Source organism: Streptomyces hygroscopicus subsp. hygroscopicus (assembly GCF_030269125.1).
Lineage (GTDB): Bacteria > Actinomycetota > Actinomycetes > Streptomycetales > Streptomycetaceae > Streptomyces > Streptomyces hygroscopicus_C.
In genome coordinates, this window is sequence record NZ_BSSM01000003.1 from 261,828 (window position 1) to 284,681 (window position 22,854).

At 71.6% G+C, this 22,854-nt stretch carries 19 protein-coding genes; 8 read left to right on the forward strand and 11 right to left on the reverse strand.

Annotated elements, in window-relative coordinates; all coding sequences use genetic code 11:
- Positions 1-95: 95 nt before the first annotated feature.
- Positions 96-1,001 carry a hypothetical protein gene (locus QSK45_RS09345; RefSeq protein WP_285555056.1) on the reverse strand — a complete coding sequence of 302 codons (906 nt, stop codon included), beginning with the start codon at positions 999-1,001 and terminating at the stop codon, positions 96-98.
- A 285-nt stretch (positions 1,002-1,286) separates the two neighbouring features.
- Positions 1,287-2,459 carry a PP2C family protein-serine/threonine phosphatase gene (locus QSK45_RS09350; RefSeq protein WP_285555529.1) on the reverse strand — a complete coding sequence of 391 codons (1,173 nt, stop codon included), beginning with the start codon at positions 2,457-2,459 and terminating at the stop codon, positions 1,287-1,289.
- Positions 2,460-3,472: 1,013 nt separating this feature from the next.
- Here QSK45_RS09350 and QSK45_RS09355 point away from each other — a divergent pair.
- Positions 3,473-4,366, forward strand: a complete 894-nt coding sequence (locus QSK45_RS09355) for a MerR family transcriptional regulator (protein WP_285555058.1) — start codon at positions 3,473-3,475, stop codon at positions 4,364-4,366.
- A gap of 99 nt (positions 4,367-4,465) precedes the next feature.
- On the opposite strand, the gene QSK45_RS09360 is transcribed toward QSK45_RS09355, so the two are convergent.
- Positions 4,466-5,206 (reverse strand): SMI1/KNR4 family protein, encoded by a 741-nt coding sequence (locus tag QSK45_RS09360; RefSeq protein WP_285555060.1) that lies wholly within the window; start codon positions 5,204-5,206, stop codon positions 4,466-4,468.
- 413 nt (positions 5,207-5,619) lie between these two features.
- On the opposite strand from QSK45_RS09360, the gene QSK45_RS09365 reads away from it, so the two are divergent.
- The 3 genes from QSK45_RS09365 (at position 5,620) to QSK45_RS09375 (ending at position 9,846) form a co-directional block, all read left to right on the forward strand.
- Positions 5,620-5,853, forward strand: a complete 234-nt coding sequence (locus tag QSK45_RS09365) for a hypothetical protein (RefSeq protein ID WP_285555061.1) — start codon at positions 5,620-5,622, stop codon at positions 5,851-5,853.
- A gap of 208 nt (positions 5,854-6,061) precedes the next feature.
- Complete coding sequence (locus tag QSK45_RS09370) at positions 6,062-6,520, forward strand: hypothetical protein (RefSeq protein ID WP_285555063.1); 459 nt, start codon at positions 6,062-6,064, stop codon at positions 6,518-6,520.
- Complete coding sequence (locus tag QSK45_RS09375) at positions 6,517-9,846, forward strand: tetratricopeptide repeat protein (RefSeq protein ID WP_285555065.1); 3,330 nt, start codon at positions 6,517-6,519, stop codon at positions 9,844-9,846. The genes QSK45_RS09370 and QSK45_RS09375 overlap by 4 nt, the downstream gene beginning before the upstream one ends.
- A 309-nt stretch (positions 9,847-10,155) precedes the next feature.
- Here the strand turns inward: QSK45_RS09375 and QSK45_RS09380 are convergent, their stop codons facing one another.
- From QSK45_RS09380 to QSK45_RS09410, 7 genes are all read right to left on the reverse strand, one after another.
- Positions 10,156-11,097, reverse strand: a complete 942-nt coding sequence (locus tag QSK45_RS09380) for a DUF2599 domain-containing protein (protein WP_285555066.1) — start codon at positions 11,095-11,097, stop codon at positions 10,156-10,158.
- Positions 11,098-11,372: 275 nt separating this feature from the next.
- A complete protein-coding gene (locus tag QSK45_RS09385) occupies positions 11,373-11,561 on the reverse strand; it encodes a hypothetical protein (protein ID WP_285555068.1) in 189 nt (62 codons plus the stop codon).
- A gap of 755 nt (positions 11,562-12,316) precedes the next feature.
- Entirely contained in the window at positions 12,317-12,487 is a 171-nt protein-coding gene (locus tag QSK45_RS09390; RefSeq protein ID WP_285555070.1) for a hypothetical protein, read from the reverse strand.
- A 237-nt stretch (positions 12,488-12,724) separates the two neighbouring features.
- Positions 12,725-12,970, reverse strand: a complete 246-nt coding sequence (locus QSK45_RS09395) for a hypothetical protein (RefSeq protein WP_285555072.1) — start codon at positions 12,968-12,970, stop codon at positions 12,725-12,727.
- 16 nt (positions 12,971-12,986) lie between these two features.
- Positions 12,987-13,757, reverse strand: coding sequence for an alpha/beta fold hydrolase (locus tag QSK45_RS09400; RefSeq protein ID WP_285555074.1), 771 nt, complete (start codon positions 13,755-13,757; stop codon positions 12,987-12,989).
- The gene (locus QSK45_RS09405) at positions 13,754-14,443 is read right to left on the reverse strand and encodes a flavin reductase family protein (protein ID WP_285555076.1); all 690 of its coding nucleotides are present in this window, start codon (positions 14,441-14,443) and stop codon (positions 13,754-13,756) included. Before QSK45_RS09405 ends, QSK45_RS09400 begins: the two co-directional genes overlap by 4 nt.
- A 205-nt stretch (positions 14,444-14,648) precedes the next feature.
- Positions 14,649-16,301, reverse strand: a complete 1,653-nt coding sequence (locus QSK45_RS09410) for a hypothetical protein (RefSeq protein ID WP_285555079.1) — start codon at positions 16,299-16,301, stop codon at positions 14,649-14,651.
- 255 nt (positions 16,302-16,556) lie between these two features.
- Here QSK45_RS09410 and QSK45_RS09415 point away from each other — a divergent pair, with 255 nt between their 5' ends.
- Positions 16,557-17,417, forward strand: a complete 861-nt coding sequence (locus tag QSK45_RS09415) for a hypothetical protein (protein ID WP_285555081.1) — start codon at positions 16,557-16,559, stop codon at positions 17,415-17,417.
- A gap of 60 nt (positions 17,418-17,477) precedes the next feature.
- On the opposite strand, the gene QSK45_RS09420 is transcribed toward QSK45_RS09415, so the two are convergent.
- Entirely contained in the window at positions 17,478-17,609 is a 132-nt protein-coding gene (locus tag QSK45_RS09420) for a hypothetical protein (protein ID WP_395485265.1), read from the reverse strand.
- 432 nt (positions 17,610-18,041) lie between these two features.
- On the opposite strand from QSK45_RS09420, the gene QSK45_RS09425 reads away from it, so the two are divergent.
- The 3 genes from QSK45_RS09425 to QSK45_RS09435 all read left to right on the forward strand — a co-directional run bounded on the left by QSK45_RS09425 (position 18,042) and on the right by QSK45_RS09435 (position 22,828).
- Complete coding sequence (locus QSK45_RS09425) at positions 18,042-19,046, forward strand: ketoacyl-ACP synthase III family protein (protein ID WP_285555084.1); 1,005 nt, start codon at positions 18,042-18,044, stop codon at positions 19,044-19,046.
- Between the two features lie 855 nt (positions 19,047-19,901).
- The gene (locus QSK45_RS09430; RefSeq protein ID WP_285555086.1) at positions 19,902-20,516 is read left to right on the forward strand and encodes a hypothetical protein; all 615 of its coding nucleotides are present in this window, start codon (positions 19,902-19,904) and stop codon (positions 20,514-20,516) included.
- Positions 20,513-22,828 (forward strand): M48 family metalloprotease, encoded by a 2,316-nt coding sequence (locus QSK45_RS09435; RefSeq protein ID WP_285555087.1) that lies wholly within the window; start codon positions 20,513-20,515, stop codon positions 22,826-22,828. The genes QSK45_RS09430 and QSK45_RS09435 overlap by 4 nt, the downstream gene beginning before the upstream one ends.
- Positions 22,829-22,854 lie beyond the last annotated feature (26 nt).

The following is a 22,854-nucleotide window of genomic DNA, read 5'->3' on the forward strand; positions in this document are numbered from 1 at the left end:
AGGTGATCTGGGCGGTGAGGTTGTCGATGCCGAAGCCGGTCGCGTCCATCGCCATCGCGCGCTCCCGGTCCGCGCGGAGGCTGTTGGCGTGATCTTCAATCGCAGGCAGGTAGGACGGTTCTGGTCTGTTCGGCGAGCTTGCGGGCGTGCGCGGTGGTGTCCTCGGCCCGGCGGCGGGCTTCGCGGACGGCCCGGTCGGCGGCCCGCCTGTGGTCGCGGGCCTTCCGGGCGGCCTCCCGGGCCCGCTGCTGCTCGCGTTCGGCGTCCTCCAGCTGCCGGGACAGGTCGTCGACGCGCCGCTCGGCCTGCTGCTGCTCTTCGTCCGCCCGGCTCAGCTCCTCTTCCGCGGTGGCCAGCTCCGCCTCCCGGTCGCGCAGCTCCTGCTCGGCGTCCGTGACCTGCTGCCGGGCCCGCTCAAGGCGTTCTTGCTGCTCGCGGCGACGTGCGCGAGCGGCATCCGGATCGGCCGGATCGCCGGCGGGCTCGGTTCGGCGGGCGGCTGAGGGCGGTGCGGGCTGCCGGGAGAGGGTGGGGAAACCGGCCGGGGCGCTCAGCGGCTTCGCCAGACGGCCCTTCGCCCACTGCTCGGCCGCGTCGGGGTCGGCCAGTACCGCGTGCAGGGTGTCCTGGACCTCCTGCCGCACGTCGTCGCTGATGCGCTGCCCGGCCTGGGCGGTGAGCCGGCCGGCCTGCCGCACCAGGGCGGAGGTGACCTGGTGCTGCTGCGCCGACAGTTCCCGCAGCTGCTCGCCGTCGAGATCCTGGTGGGCCTGACGCAGCGCCTCGCCCAGTTGCAGGAGACGCCGTACTTCGTCCGGCTGCTCGCGCACCAGCAGGTTGCTCGCCCACGCCGCCAGGGTGGGGCGGCGCAGCCGGTGGATCCGCTCGGCCAGTTCCCGGTCGCCGGCTGCTCGCGCGGCCTTGGCACGTTCGTCTCTGGCGGCCGTGAAGTCGCCCGGGGCCAGGGCGTACAGCTCATCGGCGACAGCGTCCAGGTCCATCCTTGCCTCCCAGCCATCACCTCCCTGCGTGTCGATTTTGTCACTATTTGATCTGATGTGGATGGATATGAATTCGGGAAGGCGACCAGCCACCGTGAAAGGCATCGAGCATGACCTGGACACGGCCGGAGCCGATGCTCGCCTCCCCGGCCTCCAGTCCTGATCTGCGGCCGGACCGGGCAGGCGAGCCGAAGTGGGATGGTTCTCGGGCTTACGCACGAAGGGGTGAGGCGCGAGAGCCACGCACTGGCCGCGTGGGTCCGTCCAGGACAGCGTGCCGGACGGCTAACGCTTCGTGCGGCCGGCTGAAGCCTGCTGGGTGTCCGCGCCGGAGCTGACGTGCCGCAGGGTCTCTTGGGGGCCGTGCCAGTCCAGGCACATCACGGTTGCATCATCTGCGAGCCGGCCCCCGGCCGCGTCCCGGACCGCGGACGTCAGCGTCAGCGCCGCCTCCCGCGGGTGCAGGTCCAGGGTGCGCTCCAGCAGGGCGAGCAGGTCGACCGTCTCACCATGACGTTCGAGCATGCCATCGGTAACGATGAGCAGACGGTCACCGGGGCACAGGTCGAGGTCCTGTACACGGTAGGGCTGGGGCGCGGACACGGCCAACCCGAAGGGATGGTCCACCTCGCAGGTGATCGCTTCGGCAGTCCCGTCCCGTACGCGCAGTGGCCAGGGGTGGCCGGCGTTGACGAGTTGGGCGCGACCGGTGTGGAGGTTGATGCGTAGCAGTTGCCCGGTGGCGTGGCCGCGGCCGTGTTCTGCCAGGGCCTGGTCGGCTAGGTGGGCCTGCTCGGCGAGGCCGGCTCCTGTGCGACGGGCGCCACGCAAGGCGCCCACCAGGACGGTGGCGGCCAGGGCGGAATTGATGTCGTGGCCCATGGGGTCCGTCACCGACACGTGCAGGGTGTCCCGGTCCAGCGCGTAGTCGAAGGTGTCGCCGTTGAGGTCTTCCGAGGGCTCCAAGCTCCCGCACAAGGTGAACTGAGCAGCCTCGCACGACAGTGACGGGGGAAGGAGCTGGTACTGGATTTCGGCTGCCAGCGTGGGGGGCCTGGAGCGTTTGCCCCAGGTGTAGAAGTCGGTGAAGCGTCCGTTGGCGATCACGACGTAGGCCAGGATGTGGGCGGCTTCACCGACCTCGTCAAGGACGTCGTCGCCGGGGCTGATGGGCAGGAGCAGTTCCAGCAGTCCGATGGCGTCCCCCCGGTTGGTGACCGGCACGATCACCCGCAGTCCCTGGCCGGTCGCCTCCTGGAACAGCCGCTGGGTACGGATCACCTGCTCGTAGACGCTGCCGAACATGGGAATCCGTTCCGCCTCCCGCCCACCCTTCGCACCGGGGGCAGTCGCCAGGCGCGCCACCGCCTTCCCCGTCAGGTCCACGATGAGGAACGACACCTCCGTGGCCCCGAACCGCCGCCGCAGGTCCTCAGCGACCACCGCGACGGCATCCACCGGCGCGGCCCTCTCCGCCGCGATCAGCAGCCGGGGAAGTCCACTCTGCCCACCGCTCACGATCTCGGCCCCTTCCGCCGACCCCGTCTCCAGCTTGGGGACCGTTACAGCAGGCGTCAATCAGCGCTTGGTATCGCGCGGTGGTCAAGCTGTTCGTACACGGAGATGCATCGGCTCCGACGTCCGTCCCGGGGCACCGCCGTCTGGTCACGCGACTCGACGAGGCCTGCCTTGTCCACCCCCACCGCCGCACTCGCAGCCCCAGTCGTCTCAAGGGGCCCATGTCTCATGAGAGACGGCAGAGTCTGGAGAAGGACGGCTTCAGGACGCTGGTCTCCGTCGACGCGGGCAGGGTCGTACTGCGCTCCAGGCGCGGCACCGAGATGGCGGCGTCGCTTCCGGAGATCGTGGCGGGGACCGTGCGGCTGCCGGACCGCGACCGCGCCGGGCGGCGAGCTGGTCGTATGGGATACCGCGGGTCGGCTGGCCTTCGAGCAGCGTTCAAGTCAGCCAGGTCCAGGATGGAGCGCAGCCAGCCGCGGCAGACGTCGCGCATCTGCTGAGCATCGCCGAACCCGAACGGCTCGCCCATGCCCTCGTGGCCCTCCTCCTCGGTCGACGTACGAGAGCCGGCGCAGACCTCCCATGCCTCCCAGAAGGCGCCCGAGTCACCGGTCAGTCGCTCATGGCCATGGCGCTCGACCGGGACCACAGCCGTCCGGGCCGCGTGACAGGCAGGGTGGGCGACGTGGTGTTGCGGCCGCTGCCGCACATGCCGCCGTCAGCGCGGTGTCCTCAGCGCCCTCCCTCGTTTTCGTCACACGATTCCAACGTTGGCCCGTCGGAGCACCCCGGTCCTGCTCGCGTCGCATCGCTCCGGACACCGAAGTCACGGCTCACAGGCGGATGGTGAACCGGCCGTCGGGCGGATTCCGTGAGCCGGTCACGGTCAGTCAGCCCGACCGGGTTTCCGCGCTTGTCCCTCCCCCAGGGGCAGGGGGCACAGTGGCCCCGTGCAAAAGGACTTGATCACCATCGGCGAGCTGGCCACGAGGACCAGGCTCAGTCTCAAGGCCCTGCGGCTCTACGGGGAGCGGGGGCTGCTGCCGCCCGCCCAGGTCGATCCGCGGACAGGTTTCCGCCGCTATCGTCTCGCCCAGGTCGAACGGGCCCGCCGCATCGCACTGCTGCGCGCCGCCGGTATGCCGCTGGCGCGGATCGCGGAGGTGCTCGATTCGAGCGGTGAGGAATCGGTACGGCTGCTCGCCGCGTACTGGCGACAGCAGGAGTCCCTTCACACCGCTCGCCGGGACGCCGTGACCTATGCCCGGCAGGTTCTGGCCGGAAGGAGTCCGACCGCGTACGAGATCTCCGAACGCGATGTGCCGGAGCAGAAAGTCCTGTTCACCCAGCGCCACGTGACCGCCGCAGACCTGCCCGGCTTCCTCGCGGAGTCGAGCGAGCTGCTCTTCTCCCACCTGCGGCAGGCGGGAGCGTGCTTGTCCGGACCGCTCTTCGCCGTCTACCACGGCCTGGTGAGCGAGGACTCCGACGGCCCGGTCGAGATCTGCGCTCCCACGCAGAGCGCGGTCGATCCGGCCGGCCGGATCGGGGTACGCGTCGAGCCTGCGCATCGGGAGGCGTACACCCCCTTGACGAAGCGGCATGAAGGCTACTCCGCGACGGCTGCCGCCCATGACGCCGTCGGCGCGTGGCTCGCCGAGCACGAGTACGCCGTCAGCGCCTCCAACCGGGAGGTGTACTACCCGAACTGGGCGACCGCCGAGCCGGGCGAGCATGTGGCCGATGTCGCCATACCCTTCCGCCCAGGCTCCGTCGGACAGGGGGCTCCGAGCGTCGTCCCGAACGGAGTTCCGTGTCCGCCCTGCCCGGCGCAGACGCTGTAGGCCGCGTAGGGGCCTCTTCGGCTTCCAGGACTCGTCGCCCCGGCCCCCAGGCCCTGGATCTCACAAGGCGCGGTTGCTCTGAAGGGAGGGTTGAGCAGGTCACCGCGCATGGGCCGGGCCATGGTCACCCGGTCCTTGATCATCGAGCTGCCTCTCGCGCTGCTCAAGCCCTTCGAGGTACCAGCTGCGGAAGGTGTGAGGACTTCCGTTCGTATCGGTGCACGGCTCGAAGGGCGGGTTGACCGCGCAGTCCCGGTCGCGCAGCTCCCCGCGGTGGGGGCCGACGACGATGAGCCAGCTGGTCATTCCGCATCCGTTGTCGCTGATGGGAATCGCACCCCGTCCGCGTTCCAGGAACCAGAGATCCTCGCCGGCGTCGCCGAAGACCTTGCGGTAGTCGTCCAGGTAGTCGTCGTCCTCGTCACGTGGGGTGGGTTCGTACCCGGCGGCGCGAAGAGTCGCGATCTGCTGGTCGGTCCAGTCCTCCGTCTCGACGAACGGCCCGCTGGGGTCGAGCAGCCAGGGATGGTCCTCGTCGTTCTCCCAGACCCATCCCCACTTCCCGTCGATTCGGCGCAACGACGTGAGATCGAAGGCCGGCCCGGGGCCACCGGCTCCGACCTCCGTCAGAAACGTACGGTATTCATCGGGCAGCGGGACACCGAAATGCGCTTCCACCTCGGCGATGGCGGCGGGAGTCAGGGCGGGTTCGAACGTCGGGCGTCGAGAGGGCCCACGGCCACGGGCTCGGCGCTCGGCCTCCTCCACCGCGATGACGCGTTCCCGAACTCCCGGCCACTGCACGCGCGTGTTCACGGCTCTCCTGTCGACGGTGAGCACGGACATTAGTCCTGCCGCCGGCATCCGGCCTCCGTCTGGGCTGTGATCGCGAGCGCCCGTCTGCGTCGTGGTCGTGGAGGAGGAGTGCGGATCCGGGACGCACGCCGGGGCCTGGCGCCCGCGCCGGCGGCCGGAGGAGGCCCGTGCGAAGACCTTCCGCGTGTCTCGTCGCGGGGGGCCGCGGACGGATGCCGATGGTCTCGGCGTCGGCGATCCGCCGCGCCAGGCGCGCCAGGCGCGGCAGGAGCGGCAGGAGCGGCAGGAGCGGCAGGAGCCGAGGGGACCAGGCGGCAGACAGGGCATGACGAGCCCCCATTACCTTCTTGGTGGCCCGCAACGCGGCCCACGCCCGCGCGGCCCGGCCTTGGCCCCATCTCGGCGCGGTCCTCGCAGCGTTGCCCGAGGGGGGATCAGTGGAGTTCGTCCGGGAGGCACCGGACGGCACGGTCAGCCACGTGGTCGTCGACGAGACCGAGTACCGGCAGCTCGCCGCCCTGGTGGCCGGCGCGCGGGCGGCCCGTGCCCTGCCCCTGGATCTCGGCGAAGCCACCCGCGGGCCGGTGCCGGTGGTGGGCGGGACGACGGCAGTGGTCGGCGTGGCCGGGCCGCAGCGCCACTCGAAGGGCGTCTCGGGCGGGAGGTCGTAGTCGTCGTCGAAGCCGGTGAAGCAGCCGGAGCGGGGGCACCTCGTGTCGGGCGGTGGTTTCGTCCGCGCTTGGGCGCTCACGTGGAAGGGAGCGCCGGGCAGAGACAACGATTTGCCAAGTCCCGTGCATCGCATGGGGGTTGTGCGGTGTACTTGCTCCCGGAACGAAGCCGCCGTCTGGTTCGTACGGCGGCCGGAGGGGGGAGACCGTGCCTGATCCGCAGAACACGCAGCAGATGGCGGAGGCGCTGGCGATGACGGGTGCCTCGACGCTGGTCGCGGCGATGGCGACGGACGCGTGGCACACGGGGCGCGGCGGCTTCGCGCGGCTGTTCCGCCGCGGCGGGAACGGCCTGCGCGAGATCGAGAGCCAACTGGACAACGACGCGGTTCTGGTGAGCGGAGACGACGCCGCCTCGGCGCGCGCCGAGCTGATCGGCCCGTGGCGGCTGCGGCTGCTGCGCCTGCTGCGCGACCACCCGGACGCGGCGCCGGAGCTGACGGAGCTCATCGACCGGATCCGGGAACGGCTCCCGGAGGACGGCCGCCGCTGGACGCAGGACGTACGCGCGTACGACCGCTCCGTCGTCAACGCCGTGCAGGGCGGCAACCAGTACAACCACTACATGGACAGGCCCCGCCCGGACGGTGACGTGGACGAGGCATGAGCGGGCCGGACGGCACGGTCTTCATCCAGAACCTCTCGGTGCGCGGCGGCCGGATCAACGCCGTCCAGGGTGGCGACCAGTACAACTACATCTATCGCAGCGCCCCGCCGTACCGGGTCGAGCCGTACCCGCTGGGAGGCGGGACCGTCCCGCCGGACCTGCGGCGCGTGCCCAGCCGCCTGCTGACAGCCCGCCACCGGCTGGTCCCCTTCGCTCCGCGTGCGGAACTGGAGCTGCTGGAGGCGTGGCGCGACGACACCGCACCGGGACTCACGGTGCGGCTGCTGCACGGCGAGGGCGGCCAGGGCAAGACCCGGCTCGCGGCCGAGTTCGCCGCCCGGTCGGCCGGGGCGGGCTGGACGGTGGCACAGGCCCGGCACCGGAGCGAGGTCGCCTCCGCCGGCGGCGGGGACGAAAGCCTGACGGTCCGCCCGCCCGGCCTGGTCATCGTCGTCGACTACGCGGAGCGCTGGCCGCTGCCCGATCTCATCACCCTGATCCGGCAGCACAGCGCTGCCGCACGCGACCGACTGCGGATCCTGCTCCTGTCCCGGCCCGCCGGGGACTGGTGGCAGGACCTGGCCCACCAGCTGTCCAAGCTCGACATCCTCGACGCCGACGCCGTCCGCCTGCCCGGCCTGCCGGATCACCTCGAGGCGCGCGGCGCTGTCTACGCCTCGGCCCGGGACGCGTTCGCCGCCGCCCTCGGCCTCGCCGACACCGCCTCGGTCCGGGTTCCCGCCGAGCTGGGCGATCCCCCGTTCGACCTGATGCTCGCCGTCCACATGAAGGCGCTGGTGGACGTGGACGCGGCCGTGCGCGGCGTCACCCCGCCGTCCGGCCGCGACCTGGCCGCCCTGTCCACCTACCTGCTGGACCGCGAGCACGACCACTGGCGGTCCAGCCACGACGGCGGCCGCGGGCCGGTGCGCACCGGCCCGCGGGAGATGCGCCGCGCGGTGTACGTCGCCACGCTCACCCCGCCGCTGACGGCCGATGCCGCCACCGAGGCCCTGACCCGCACCGCCGCCGCCGAGGCGGCCACCGCCGGGCAGGTCCTGCGCGACCACGCGCGGTGCTACCCGCCGCAGGCGGAGCAGCTGCTTTTCGAGAGTCTCTCACCCGACCGGCTGGCCGAGGACTTCCTCGCCCTCACCCTCCCCGGCCGGGAGGACCGGTACGGCTACCACGCCACGGACTCGTGGGCCGGTGTCGCCCCGGCGATGCTGCTGGAGCACCCGGAGGACGGCCGGCCGCCGCCGTACGCCCGTCAGGTGCTCACGGTGCTCGTCGAAACCGCCCGCCGCTGGCCGCACGTCGTCGACCGCCATCTGATCCCGATGCTGCTGCACCGGCCCGCCCTCGCACGGGCCGCCGGCGGCGCCGCGCTGAGCCGCCTGTGCGACCTGGACGGTCTGCCGGACGCCGTGCTGGAGTTCATCGCACCGCACCTGCCGCAGGGTCGCCACGTCGATCTGGACACCGGCGTGGCGGCCGTGACCCGGCGCATCGTCCGGCACCGGCTCGGCACCGGAGACCTCGGCCCGGCCGAGCAGGCCGCGCTCCTCTCCCACCTCGCCTGGCGGTACGGCAACGCGGGACTGGTCCACGAGGCCGCCGACGCGGCGCGGGAAGCGGTGGCGCTCCTCCGCCGGACCGACGCCGACGGCACCGCCGCGCTGCCCGCCCTGCCCGCGCTGGCGGACGCCCTCAACAGCCTCGCCGCGCAGCTCACCACCGCGGGCCGCTTCGACGAGGCGTCCGAGCCCCTTCGGGAGGCCGTCGACGCGTACCGGGCGCTGGCCGCCGCGGACCGCGCCGAGCACTCCACGGGACTGGCGATGGCACTGAACAACCTCGGTGTCCACCTGGTGCGCACCGGCCGGGCGGCACAAGCAGCCGAGTGCTCCGCCGAAGCCGTCGAACTGCTCCGGCCGCTGGCGGACGGCGACCCCGGGACGCACCTGCCCGCGCTGGCGACCGCGCTGACCAACCTGGGGAACGCGCTGTCGCAGGCCGGGCGCCTGGACGAGGGCGTACACGCCGTGCAGGACGCGCTGGAGCTCAACCGGCGACTGGCCGGCGCCGACCGGATGCGGTACCTGCCCGACCTCGCGATGACGCTGCTCAACTGCGGCCAGTGGCTGAAGGCCGCCGGCCGGGCGGGGCAGGCCCGCGAGGCCACCGAGGACGCCGTGCGCCTGTACCGCGAACTCGCCGAGGCGAACCCGGCAGCCCACCTCCCGCATCTGGCCATGGCCTGGGACAACCTCGGCAACGTCCTCGCCCGTCTGGGGCAGCCCGACGACGCCCTGGAGGCCACGCGGAAGGGTCTGGAGATACGCGAACGGCTCACGGCCGCCGACCCGGAGCGCCACCAGCCCGACCGGGCACGGTCGCTGACCAACCTCAGCATCCGCCTCTCCCAGCTCGCGGAGCCGCACGACGGCCTCGCGCCCGCGGAGGAGGCGGTCGGGCTCTGGCGCCCGATCGCCGCCGCCAATCCGGCTCATCTTCCCGACCACGCCACCGCCCTCCACGCCCTTGACCACTGGCTCACCCGGGAAGGACGCCACGGCGAGGCCCTGGACGCCGCCGAGGAACTGCTCGCCGTGCGGCGACGGCTGGCCGAAGCCGACGCGTCCCAGGCGCCCGTGCTCGCCACCGACCTGCACTCCGTGGGCGCACGTCTCGCCGGTGCCGGCCGCCGGGAGCAGGCCATGGCGTACCTCTCCGAGGCGGTCGACCTGCGCCGCGGGCTCGCGCGGACCGGGACTCCCGCCGACGCGTCACCACTGCTGGACTCCGTGAACCTGCTGGGCACCCTGCTGGTCGAGACGGGCCAGGCACCGGAGGCGGTACGCCAGTCCACCGGTGCCCTGCTCGCCCTCGCGGAACCCGCCAGCGCCGATCCGGATTCCTACCGTCCGCACCTGGCGACCGCGGCGACGCTCGTCGGCATCAGGCTCTCGGAGGCCGGTCATCCGGAGCACGCCGTCCAGTCCCTGAACATGGCGCTGCTGATGCTCCGGCGACTGGCCGAGGCGGACTCGGCGTACCTCCCGCAGTTCGTCAACGTGCTGCGCATCCTGGCTCTGGTCCGGGTGAGCGCCGGCATGGACCTGGAGCCGGCCCTCCAGGCGAGTACCGAGGCCGTCCGCATCGCCCGTGGGATCTCGGAGCACCTTCCCCCGGAATCGCCCCTGCTCACCGACGCCCTGACCGCCCACTCCGTGGTGCTCCAGGCCCTCGGCGACGACGCCCCGACGGAGGCCGGGCCGACGGAGGACGCGCCGACAGGGGCAGCGCCGACGGAGGACGCCTGACCCGGATCGTCCTCTCCGGTCCGCTTCCCGCGGGATCGGCCAGACGGCCGGCAGCGGCGGCTCGTCTACGGACCAGCAGCTCGCGGACGCCCTGAACCGTGCAGGTCAGGTGGGACCGCCGACCGTCAACGCCCTGACCCCATGTCAGCGACCGGCGCCGGTCCTCCCAGCCCCGTGCTGCCGGCCCCTTGGCCGGCTCCGCCGCCGGCTGCGCTGCCTGCTCCTCGCTCAGCCTCGGCAACGACGCCGGCCCTGCGACCGCAACAGCCTCGGCGGGAATGCGGCCGGGGTATTGGTGCGTCGAAGTGGTCAGTCCCAGTTGCAGGTTTGGAGCAGGGCGAGCGTGCTCGTCGCGTAATCCTCGCCCTTGTGCGAACGCCAGGACTCCAGGTCCCACGTGTCATGGGAAAGGTGCTCGCCGAACAGCTCGAAGTCCCACTTCGCATGGCAGGCGAGCTGATCCCTCGTCGAGTCGAGCTGTGTCTGGCTCAGTTGCGTCCCGTCAAGCGGCAAGGGTCCGGGTACCACGTTCCACACCTGCTGCCACAGCGAGTCGTAGTCGGTGGACGCCTGGTCGTATCCGGTCTGCGTCGGCTTGACGCTCACCTCGATATGCCGAGCATCCCCGTTGGGCAGTGCGAACTTGACGGAGACCGAATCAACCCACCGCTCCCCCGCACTCAGGACGTAGCCGACGCACTCCCCGGCGCATACTTCCGCGCCCTCTCCCATTCCGGCGCTCCAGAACAGGTCCGTGTTGCGGACGGAGAAGGTCTGCCGGTATCCGTTCAGGGTGTCGTCGCGCCGCTCGTCCGTTACGGGGTATCCGAACCGGCTGGCGAACTTGCCGTAACGATTCCACAGCCTCCCGATCTGCCCCCACACGGGGTGCGCCCCGTAGGAGGGATGCCAGGCCATGATGCCGCCCTCGAATTGCTGCCCCTTGCCCACCCCGTCAAGGTTGGTCAACTCGTCGTCGACCGGATAGCCCAGGGGCCCGGCCTCCCAGTCGAGTTCGCGCCACTTGTCACCGATGGCACCCCATACGGGGTGCGCACCCGTCGAGGCCTTCCAGTAGATGGTTCCGCCCTTGAACTCCTGCCGTCTGCCGACACCGTCCGGATTGGGCAGCTCACCGGCGACCGGGCAGCCGAGGACACCCTTGTCCCGGTCGAGACTGGTGTACTTGGCGAGGATGTCGCCGCCGACGTTGAACCCGCAGATCGACTCGTCGGCCGCTGCGGGTGCCACCTGAACGGTGAAGGTGGCGGCGAGGATCGCGAGAACCGTGAAGGCTGTCCTGATTACGGGAATTCTCCGTGAAGAACAAGGAGTGAATGTGGGCATATCGGGCTCCTTTCCCGTGCATGACCGTACGGGGGAGGAGGAAGCCGGAAAAGGTTGAATCCGGTCACGCCGCGTGTCGGGAAATCGGCCGTCCCACTCCACGTCCTGGAGGCGGATCCGGGCGCGACTCTCCCTGATCTCGACGAGGCCGGAGCCCGCGGCTCACCGCGTGCGGAACCTCAGCAGTTGTCTTCGACATAGAGCATGCGGCGTCCCGGCTCGGCGCGGAACTCGTGGGCGAGGTATCGGCCGGTCGGCGACGTTCCGCCGGGGCCCATGTACTCGCCCTTGAGCCGGTCCCAGAGCATGGGACGTTCGGTCTCCGTCGTCAGCCGGGGGCTCGTACCGCCCATGTCTCCCCAGATCACAGGCGTGCAGGCGTCCTTGACGAGCCGACGGACGACCCGGAGGTCAAGCCGCTTTCGGTGGAGAACCCAGCTCGTCCCCTGGTCGTCAAGGAGCGTCAAGGGTCCGTTCACGCTGTCGGGGTTCACGGGAAACTGCTGCATACGAACGAGTCTTCCAGACGCCCTCACTGCGGAGCCTCCGGCGGCGGGCCCTCTCGGACGCCGGCTCCGCCGGCGCCCGGGTGAAGTCCACCCCCAGAACATTGCGCGTCCACACTCACCAGGCCCAGGGCTGCCTGGACACGATCTTGAGTGGTCCTTTTCGCGCGCCGTCAGTCATAGCCCCGTCAGTGGTCCAGCTGCGGCCGACCACATTCAGCGACACTGCCCGCCGGCCGCGTCCTCGCCACGCCGACAACCGCAGACGGCCACGGTGACCGGGTCGGCGCCGTTCATGCCCGCGCCGCCGGCGGCGGACGCGTCCGCAGGCGCGACGGCGGACCGCCGCGGTACGGCGGCGGGTTTCCGGGGCGCCGGTGGCCGGAGCACGGCCGGCGACGCGGCGGGCAGGTCGGCGACGGCGTCGACCGCGTGCGGCAGACCGGCGGCCGCCGGACCTCACGCCACCGCCGCGGCGGGCCGCCGGGCAGGCACACCCTGTCCGGCCACAGCCACCGCCGGCACCGCCTCTTCGACTACTGGTGATCACCGGCACCAGGCATGCGGGCAGTTCCGACACCCCACACGCCCCGCCCCGTGGGCGCGCTCGGCTCCCGTCAGCCCGCCCCGCCGTCCGAATCAGCCCTGTCCCCGGCCCCGCCGGTGCGGCCCCTCGACACCAGCGCCGTACCGGCGATCACGGCGCCGATCGCCACGACCTTGCCCGCGCCGTAGTACAGGCCCCATTCCTCGTCGGCGCTGTGTCCGCCGAGGAACAGCCAGGCCAATAGGGACAGTCCGGTCACGACGAGGATGCCGCCGCCGAGCGGACCGAGCCCCGCCCACCAGGGAGCGAGAGCAGCCGGGGGAGAGCTGGGCCGACGCCCGTGCCCTGCGTCCTTCATCCTGGGTTCCTCCTGCCGGTGACACCTGCACACATCTTGTCCAGACGATCACAGGCGGTTCGACGTTCCGGCGTCCGAGCACGATCCGCCGCTTCGCGAGGACACCAGACACCCGGGCTGTCACCAGGCCGCGGCGGCGCCCGGCCCTGCGAACGTCCCCGAACCACAGAACCACCACTGCGCCACGGGGAACAGGACGTCACCCCCGAAGGGCGCCTTGTCCCCAGGCCCCCGCCGGCGCCGGGGAGCAGAGCCGGCCGTGCTCGCGCGGCGCGAGCCTTGGGGGGACCATCCCACGGGTACCGGGGTGAGGATCGCTGCCACCGGGATCTTGCGGCGTTCCTCGAAGACGTCCTCGATCGTCATCGTGCGGCGCTCACGGCTACCTCAGGAAGCGGCGGATCAGCTCGCCGGTCTCCTCAGGGGCTTCGAGATACAGCATGTGGCCCGCGTCCACTTTCGCCACCGTCAGGCGTTCGCCCAGCGTCGCCCGGCACGCCCGGACGTACTCCGTGGAGACGAAGCCGGATCGCCCGGCGATGACGAGGAGCGTCGGCACGGCGGGTGGTGGAGTGACGGGCGGTCCCGCCATCTCGGAACAGGCCGTCACGACGGCCGCGGGCTCGAAGCGCCAGTGCCACCGTCCATCGCCGCGTCGTACGAGGTGTTCGGCGACCTCCTCGTCGGCGGCCGCGGCAAAGGCGGCCGGCCACGCCGACCTCCGTTCCGCGCGCGCCTCTTCCGGGCTCGCGAACGATCCGGGACAAAGGGTGCGGCGGGCCTGTTGGTGCAACTGCCCGGCGGGGAGCCCGACCGAGGGGTCGAGCAGGACGATGCGGCCCACACGTTCGGGGGCCGCGTGGGCCAGACGCAGCGCGATCAGCCCACCGAACGAGTGCGCGAGCAGATCCACTCGGTCCACAGCGCGGGCGTCCAGCACGGCGAGCATGTCCGCCACGTGGGCCTCGGTGTTCCACGGCGGCGCGTGGTCGGAGCGTCCATGCCCGCGCAGGTCCGGCGCGATGACCGAGAAGTCGTACAAAGACGTCTCGGCGATGCGCCGCCAGCGAGCGCCGTGCCCCTTGATCCCGTGCAGTGCGAGCAGTGCGGGTCCTGCGGCCGCACCGTAGTCACGGACGTACGGCGCCGTCACGCGTGGCCGCCCCCTTCGGTGCCGGAAGGCTGGGGCATCGGACCACGTGGTGTGGTGGAGCGGTAGGAATGGCCGAGCTCCGGGCCGAGACCGAAGTAGTGCCGGAAGTTGTAGATGAGCGGGCTCCACGTGGCCGGGTCGATGTGATCGGTACCGGGGACGACGATGCGGGGGTCGGCGTGCACCTTCAGCACGTGGGCCTCGACGATGAGGAACTCGCCGGAGGCGTCCGGCCGGAGGCGTTCCGCTCGTGCCTCCAGCTGGAGCGGGCAGCCGTCGACCCGCGGCGGCCGGACCGTATGGGACGGGCGGCTGCTCAGCCCCGCCGCGCCGAACTTGTCCTTCTCGAAACGGCAACCGTCGTGCTTGGTCGGGGGAACCGGATGGCGGCCGGTGAGTGGAGCCAGGCGCTCCACGGCCTGCCACTGACCGGGGGCGGCTAGGTTGATCACGAGTTCGGGACGGGTGGCGAGGTTGTGCGCGGTCTGGCCGTCCGGGCCCAGGCCGAGCACGACCACCTTTCCCAGGGCCCATGCGGAGGAAATCGGCGCGACGTTGACCGAAGTGTCCGGGTTCTCGGTGGTCAGGAGCACCACAGGGGTGCCGAAGTACAGAACGCTCGGCTCTATGGAGACACAGGGTTCGCTGTCGGAGCCGGGCCGGACGAGGGGCTCGATGATCTTCATGGCCGAAGCGTACGAGCGGATCACTTCGGCACCCGCCGAACCGTTCCCGTCCCATGAGACCGAGAACTGTGCACGGGCAGTCACGGGATGACCGGGAGGATTCGACGGGGCCGGCGGAGTCCGGTCGGCGGCGTCCACGACAGCTCAGGGACCGTGGCGCGGCCGGACCGCCATGTGTCAGCGAAGTCCGGGCCCCGTCCTCGTCTCAGTTCCTGCGGCGCCGTGCGGCGACGAAAAGGGTGCCGCCCGTGATCAGGGCGACCAGGGCCGCCGCGGCCGCGTACCAGGGCAGCGCGCCGGTGCCCGTGTCGGCCATCGAGCCCTGCCCGGTGCTGCCCGAAGCCGCGGTGCCGGAGCCGGTCGAGGCGGAGCCGGAGGTGCCGCCGGAGGCCGAGCCGGAGCCGCCACCGGAACCGGAGCCGCCACCGGAGGAGGAGGACCCGGAGCCGTGGCCCGGGGAGCCGTCGGCGGTCACCGTGATCGCCGCGGTGTTGTCCTTGGGGTTGCTGTCCTGGGTCGACAGCGTCACCTTGATGGAACCGGGTGCGAGGTCGGCCGGCTTGTCGATGCGGAGGCCGAACACGAACGGCGTGAGCTGTCCGGCGTCGAAGTACGAGTCGTTCTCGTCCTGGAAGCAGGTGTAATGCCTGGCGCCGGGCTCGCCCTGCCGCCAGTCGTCGTCCGAGCGGCAGAGTCTCGGGACCTTCACCGCCGTCGTGCCGGGCGGGATCGTCACGTGGGCCTCGGAGGTCGGGCCGTCGCCGGGGCCCTCGCCGCGGTCGTACTGCTCGATGGAGGCGGGCCCGTTGTTCCGGACGCCCAGCTTCGCCTCCACCACCTGGCCGGCCGTGCCGTGGACGGTGGCCCCCAGCGCTTCGAGGTCGAACGGGTTGTTCGTGTCGACCCAGCCGGTCCCGTAGTTCCGGTCGAACGGCATGGGGCCGCCGGCCCGGGGGGTGACTTTCAACGCCCGCCCGGTGCCGCGGTGGACGTCGGTCAGGTTCAGGTGCTTGTAGTCGTATCCGTCGGTCGTGCCGGACACGGCCACGGACCACGATTCGCGCCTCGCGGTGCTGCCGACCTTCACCGAGAAGTCGTCGAGGTCGTAGGAGCCGCCCGCTGTGACCGGGGTCTCGACGTAGCAGCGGGCTCCGAGGCCGGCGTCTCCCACGCGGCCGTACTCGCAGTTGCCGAACTCCTCGCCGAACGAGAGCCCCTGGCTGACGCGCAGGGCGATGTAGACACCGCTCAGGGGCCGGGCACTGAAGTTCGTGAAGCCGAGTTCGGGACGCACCGTCTCGCCGGTCTTCGACCAGGTGGCGCTGGGGGTGCTCCGGTCGAGGAGCGGGCCCTTGTCCGGCACCTCCGCCTTGAGCGTCGTCCCGCCGAGCGTTGTGTCACCGGCTTCGGCGGAGATCCGGACGTCGCCCGTGAAACCGGGTTGCGCGGTCGAGAGGGTCTGGAACCGCAGGGTGAGGCTGTCCAGGACGCCGCCTGGCTGGAGCGGTTTGCCGTAGTTCAGCTTCTCGCCGTCGCACACGTACAGGAGCTGCTGCTTCTCGACGCAGGCGGCAGGGGGCTTCAGGCTCATCTGGCCTTCGACGGCCGTGGCGTCGACTGTCACCGTGAAGTCCGTCAGCTGCTGCGACCCGGTGTTGCGCGCGTGCAGGTAGGCGGTGGCGTAGTCGTCCTGGTACGGCTGCACCTGCAGCGGGTCGCCGCCGTCGGAGACCGTGAAATCCAGTGTCTGCGCGGCTTCCGCGGCCCGGCCGGGGGAAGGCGCGCCCAGGGTCAGCAGGCCCGCCGCGAAGGCGGCGGCACTGGCCCGGAGGGCGTTGCGGGGCAGAGGTCTCGGCACGGATGCTCCTTCGGCGGCTTTGCGTTGAGGCGGACCGGTGATCCGCCATCGCCCACTCAGATCGCCAACGGCAGGCAAAGGTTGTAGGAACGCGATGTGTCCCACGGTGTGCGCCCCGCCCTTCCTCCGCACGCGGAAAAGCAGCACCGGTGGCACGGCACGGCCGACGGAACTCATGATGAGCCGTCACGAACTGGCCAGAACTGGGCAATGCTCCCCCACCCCAGAACTATTCCGGAGCGCCGCCGCTGCGGTATGCCCCAGGACAGTCGTAGGCATGAAAATGTCGCATGGCTGAACGCGATGCCGGTTCGGCGCCTGTCGCAGGCCGCCGATAACCCCTCGCCGACGGGGGTGACACTGCGCTACAACCGCTTCATGAGCTTGATCGTCGAACGGGTGGACGCGCGGGACTGGTCTGATGAGCAGATGGAGGAACTGTTCAGCGAAGGTTTCCCCGAGTTCGTCACGGCCGACCGACTGGTCAAGCGGTACATCGGCAGGATCCGGGAGTGGTTCGCCGATCTGAACGTGATGCTCGTCGATGAACAGGGCACGCCTGTCGCCACGGGCTGGGGCGTCCCGATCCGGTGGGACGGCAGGGTCGAAACACTGCCATCCGGCTACACCGCGGCCGCCATCCGTGCTGTCGAGAACCACGAGCAGGGCGCCGAAATCAACACCTTGGTCGTCTGCGGCGCTGTGGTCACACCCTCGCGGAAAGGCCGCGGCCTGGCCGGTGAGACCCTCACCGCGCTCCGCGGCCTCGCCGTCGACGCCGGGTGGCGGCACGTCATCGCCCCGGTCCGCCCCACCTTGAAGTCGCAGTACCCGTTGGCGTCCATAGAGTCGTTCATGAACTGGACCCGCCCAGACGGCACCGCGCTCGATCCGTGGATCCGCACCCACCAACGCCTCGGCGCCCGCATCCTCACCGCCGCGCCCGCCTCGCAGACTATGACCGGCACCGTCTCCGAGTGGGAGCAGTGGACGGGCCTGGCTTTCCCGGAGTCCGGCGACTATGTGATCCCGCAGGGCCTCAGCCTGCTCCGCATCGACAAGGAGACAGACCAGGGCGTTTACATCGAGCCCAACGTGTGGATGCAACACATGTGATCGTCAGACGTCTGGGCTCTGAGAGCCACGACGGGGGTGACGTGTTCCTCGCCCTCGTTCTCAGGGTGAGTGATCGGACCTGACGGGCATGGCCAGGGTGGTGAGATCGCCGCGGTCGGCGGAGCGGATCGTGACGGGCCGGTCGTGTCCCCGCAGATCGAGCATCCCGTCGAGGCCGACGGCCGTGCTCACGGCGGGACAGAGCGTGGTCGTCTCGAACCGGATCTGGAGGTTCCCCGCCCGTCACGGTGGTTGTGCCGCGCCTCCGAACTGTTGGTGAGGGCGGCAGCGCACCGCGCCCCGCGCCGCTCGCAGAGCCTTCGCGCAGGTCTGGTCGAGCGGTGTCGGTCCGGGGGTGCGCCGGAGCCGCGCTCCGGGAGGCTCGCCGTTCGCCACGCGTCCAGGCGATCAACGGGTCGGATATCAGCCGCGCATCAGAGGTATGTCAGAGCCGTTCAGCAGCATGCCCGTGTTGTCCGTGACCCGAGAGCGAGCTCAACTGCCGGTATATCGGCCTCGTCTCGCCCACGGCTTGAACATCTGCTACCCCAGGACGGGTCGGACCGGTATTCGCATGGTCGCTCCCGCCCCCGCTCCCATCAACCTCCGTGGTTGGAGATCATCATGAAGAACGAGCCCACTGTCTACATCGCGGCCACAGCTGTGTCCCTGGCCGACACCGTGTCCGTGAGCGAGGCCATCGCCGAGGGCTTCGTGCCGCCCACGCACCAGGAGCTCGGCTTCGAGCGCATCGCGGTCTCCACCAGTCAGGCCGGCCCGGAAATGGCGGCACAGGCGGCACGATCGGCGATCAAGCAGTCCGAGCTGGACTCCGCCGACATCGGCCTGGTGCTGCACGCCAGCCACTGGTTCCAGGGCCTGGACCTGTGGCCGTCGGCGGCCTACGTCGCCAACGAGTCGGTGGGCGCGCATCCTTTCTCCATGGACGTCCAGCAGCAGTCGCTGGGCGGGCTCGGTGCCATGCGACTCGCCTCCGCCTACCTGCGCGGCGGCCTCGCCCACGCGGCGCTCGTCACCACCGGCGACCGCTACGCCCCGCCGGGCATCGACCGGTGGAACACCCTGGACAACATCATCTTCGGGGACGCCGGCACGGCTGTGGTCCTGTCGACCGAGGGCGGCTTCGCCCGGATCGTCTCCTTCGCCGTCGGTGCGGACAACTCGCTGGAGCGGGTCACCCGTGGCACCACGGACTTCGCGCCCGCCCCCGGGATGCGCCAGCCGGTACCGGTGCCGGAGCGCGTGCAGCAGTTCTTCACCCTTCCCGAGGCACCGGCCGCGTGGGGGCAGTACGAGAAGGGACTGTTCGCCTGCCACGACCGAGCGCTGAGCGACGCCGGGGTCGGCCCCAAGGACATCCGCCACGCGGTGGTTCCGTTCCTCCACCGTGGCAACGGGCTCACCGAGAACTTCGAGATCCTGGGCTACACCGAGGAACAGTCACTCTGGAGCTACGGGCGTACCGTCGGCCACCTGGGTGCGGGTGATCAGGCGGCGGGGCTGGCCTACCTGCGGGAGAACGGGAAGCTGGCCTCCGGGGACCTGGTGATGCTGGTGGGTGCGGGGATCGGGTTCAACTTCGCGGCGACGGTGCTGGAAATCATCTGAGTCCCGTACCGGAACACAGCCCTCCACCCGCTCCGTGGCGCCCGGACACGTCCGTCCCGGTCGGATCGAGCGCAGGCCGGCCGAACAGGCGGTGATGGCCGCCGCGGCCGTCGGCGCCGGCCTCACCACCAGGAGGTTCCGTCGCGGAGCATCGCGAACAGGACGTCGGCCCGGCGGCGGGCGGAGCAGGGCAGGGCCCGGGTGCGGTGCTTTCCCTGAGCGGGGCCACGTCCCCGGCACGAAAGGGACACGGAACCCGACGCGAGACGCCGTCGGCCCCGTGGCCTGTCGGGTGCGCGGACCGCGCACGAGGAAGCACACCGCCGGCATCCGGTCATGCCGCCACCCGCGCAGCCCCGACGCCATGCCCCTGGCCGCGCGCCTGATCCCCCGGCCCCGGCCCGGTCCCCCGCACGACGCTGACGTGCGCCGGCACGACCGAGGCCTGCTCCGGGCCGCCGCAGCGCTGCCCGAGGCCGAGCGCCCGCCGAGACGGAACGGACGCGCCGGGCGCTGGTCGACGCCGGCGACGTGGATCTCGCCCAGACGATGGCGGCGGGCTGACCGGCCGGGCCCGGCCTCCGCCGGGTCGCCGGGTCGGGGGTGATCGGCGGGGGATGGCCCCCCGCCGGCGCGGAGTCGCCGTTCATCACCCAGCCGCAGTGCGACGAGGTCGTCAGCGGCTTCCTCGGTGCCGATGACGGCTTGGCGGGGACAGCCCGTCACCAGCCGCGGACGAGCGGTCGGGGCGCAGCCGCCAGCGCCTCGTCGCGGTCCACCAGTGTTGTGTACAAAGGGAGTTGGGAAGAATACCCGCGTCGACGCGGCTGACGACGAAGGGGACGGGGCCCGCGGATGAGTGCGTTGCAGGGCGACGAGAGGGAGCGGACTCGGGGGCTGGCCCGCGAGGCCGTGCGGCGGCTGGCTCCGCAGGAACTGGTGCTCTTCGAGGAGACGGCTGACGCCTACTTCGAGGATCCGGTGCGAGCGTCCTGGAAGGCACGTGCCGAGCCGCTGGGCATTGGTATCGACGCTCTCGCCGTCGGCTCGTGGACGCTGTTCGCGTTGCCGGTCGCGTCGTCGGTCGTCGGGAACATCGTCACCGACCGCGTGCGTGAGGTGCGGAGGGGCGGTTGGTGGCGAAGGCGCCGGGCGCGGGCGCGGGCGGACGACGGCCTGGGCGGTGTTCCGGCCGATGACGCGGTTGGTGGTCCGAGGGGGGTCACGGACAACCCGTACGCCGCACCGAACGCCGCGCGGTCCGCTGTGCGGGAGGGGCGGGGGCCCGTGGACCTGGAACTGCTGCGACGCCTCGCATACGACCACGCGGTCGCGCTGGGCCTGCCGCCGGATCAGGCACGGCTCCTCGCCGACGCCGTCCTGGGCGGGGTCGTCGCCGGGTGGGACGCAGGTGCCGCGGGGGACGGTGATCAGTCCGGAAGCGGCGGCGGGGAGGACGACCCTTCGTGACGGGGCTCTGGAGCGGGATGGCGGCCGGCGGCCCGAGGGGGGTGCAGCACCCGTTCCGCCTGCCGTCCGGTACTTCCCTGCGGTTCGCGTTGCTGATCACGAGTACGTCGGTGGCGATGGCGACGGAACTCGGCGCGATGGCCGGTACGGCGGCGTACTTCACGCTCGGCGGCGGCAGCGTGGGCTCACTCACCAGAGCTCTCGACTGCGGGCGGAGGAACTTCGCCGTGGCCGCGTCCGATCCCGCGGCGCTCGCCCGCATGTGCGAGTTTCCGGACGACGCCGGCGGCGGGAGCACCGTCGGGCTGGCGGCCTTCGCCACGCTGTGGCTGACCGTCGGCATCACCTACTGGTTGCTACCGGTCTACCGGCTGCGTCGCCGCCGGCTGCGGCCCTTCCGGCCTGACCTGTACCCCGACATCCAGCACACGCTCACCGGACTGATGGCACTGGCCGAGCTGCGGTGCCCGGTGCGCTTCGTCGTCGACCTGCGTGACCAGCGCCCCACCGGACTCGCCTTCGGGAGGATCGGCCGGCGCCATGTGATGCTCAGTGGCGGCCTGTTGCGTCTGCACGGCATCGACCCCGAGGCGTTTCGCGCGATCGTCCTGCACGAACTGGCGCACCTGCGCAACCGCGATGTGGACATCGCCTTCCTCACCCTCATCTGCCACCGGCTGTTCGTCTTCGCGGTGGCACTCCCGATGGCGGTCACCGCGCCCTTCGCCCTGCTGGTCGGCTGGCTGGTGCTGCCGGGCGTCGCGATCTTCCAGACGCTGCTCGTCGCCGCCCAGTGCGCTCTCGCGGTCACGGTCGCGCATGCCGTCGGCGCGGTGCTGCGCAGCCGCGAGCTGTACGCGGACGCCCGGGTCGCCATGTGGACGCACGGCGCCTACTCGCTACGGCGCCTGCTCGCCGCGCAGCACGGCATCGAGCGGGCCGCGCCCCGTCGGCCGTTGCTGCGCCGCACGCACCCCTCCGCCGCGAAACGGCTGGCCGCGCTGAGCGACACCAGCCTGCTGTTCCCCTTCTCCTCCTGGGACGCGTTCGGACTGGCACTGTCCTGCTCGCTCGTCTACTTGCAGGTGGCGCAGTGGACCGGGGCCGCGGTCGGCCTGACCGACCGCGGCAGCGTGCTCAGCGCCCTCGTCCCCGCCGTGCTGCTGGGCGGCAGCGTGGCGGCGGGCATCTGGCGCGCGACGCTGGCCGCGCACCTGGATCACACCAGGTGGGCGGGAGCCCACCGCACGGGGTTGGCCGTGGGCTGTGGCCTCGCCCTGGGCACGTTCGGGGACGATCAGCACCGCACGGCCTTCGCCCTCGGCATCGCCGACCCCCTCGCGGTGCAGATGTCGTGGTGGCTGCTCCTCGCAGCCGTCGGTTACGGATTCGTACGGTGGAACGCGGTGACCGCCCGCGCGTGGGCACCCGTCGTGCTGGCCGCCCGCCGCCCGTTCGCGCCGATCGCCGGCTGCTGCGCGGCCGGTGTGGCGCTGCTGGCTGTCTGGCTCGGACACGTCTATCCCGCCGGAGGGCCCGGGTTCGGGCTGCTGACCCTGCCGAGGCCCCTGAACCTGCTGCCGACGCCGCTGGACTACTACGGCTATGTGTTCTCCGTGGCCGCCGTCCTGCCACCCCCGCCGGCGGTCATCACAGTGGTCGCGGCAACCGCCGCGATGCCGCTCGCCGCGCCTTTCGCGGCACGGCTCCTCCACCGTGTCAGGGACGGCGCCCCCGCCGCGGGACCCGGACGTTTCCTGCTGTGGCCGTCGCCCACGCAGGCGTCTGCGGCGCTCCTCGCCCCCCAACGCCTCCGCCCCCTGCGGGCGTTGGCGGGTGGAGTCGCGTTCGGCGCGGCCGCGGGGTTCGCGCTCTGGGCGGTGCACGTCGTCAGTGCCCTGGTCTTCCCGTGGCCGATCCAGTGGCTCGGTTCGGTCTTCACCTTTTACCACGTGGCCGTCGCGATGCTGCTGCAACTGGCCGCGGGATTCTTCGTGGCACGGCGCAACGCGCACCATGACCTGCGCGCCCTCCACGGAGTGCTCGCCGTCCTCGGCTCGGGGATGCTGCTCCCCTTGGCCGCGTTCGCCTCACACGACCACTTCGCCTGCGTGCGCTGGGGCACCAGCCACCCGGCATGCCAGGAGAATCCGCTGGTGGGGATGGGAACCATCCCCGCGACGATCACGGCCTGGACCGCCGCCCTCGCGCTCCTCCTGCTGCCCGCCTGGGCAGCGCTGCGCGACAGCATCCGACAGCAAGGCCCACTCCGTCCCCCCGGCAGTCTGCCGAGCCTGCCCCGGACGCGGTGACCCGCCTGAGCACCGGGGCGGCCACC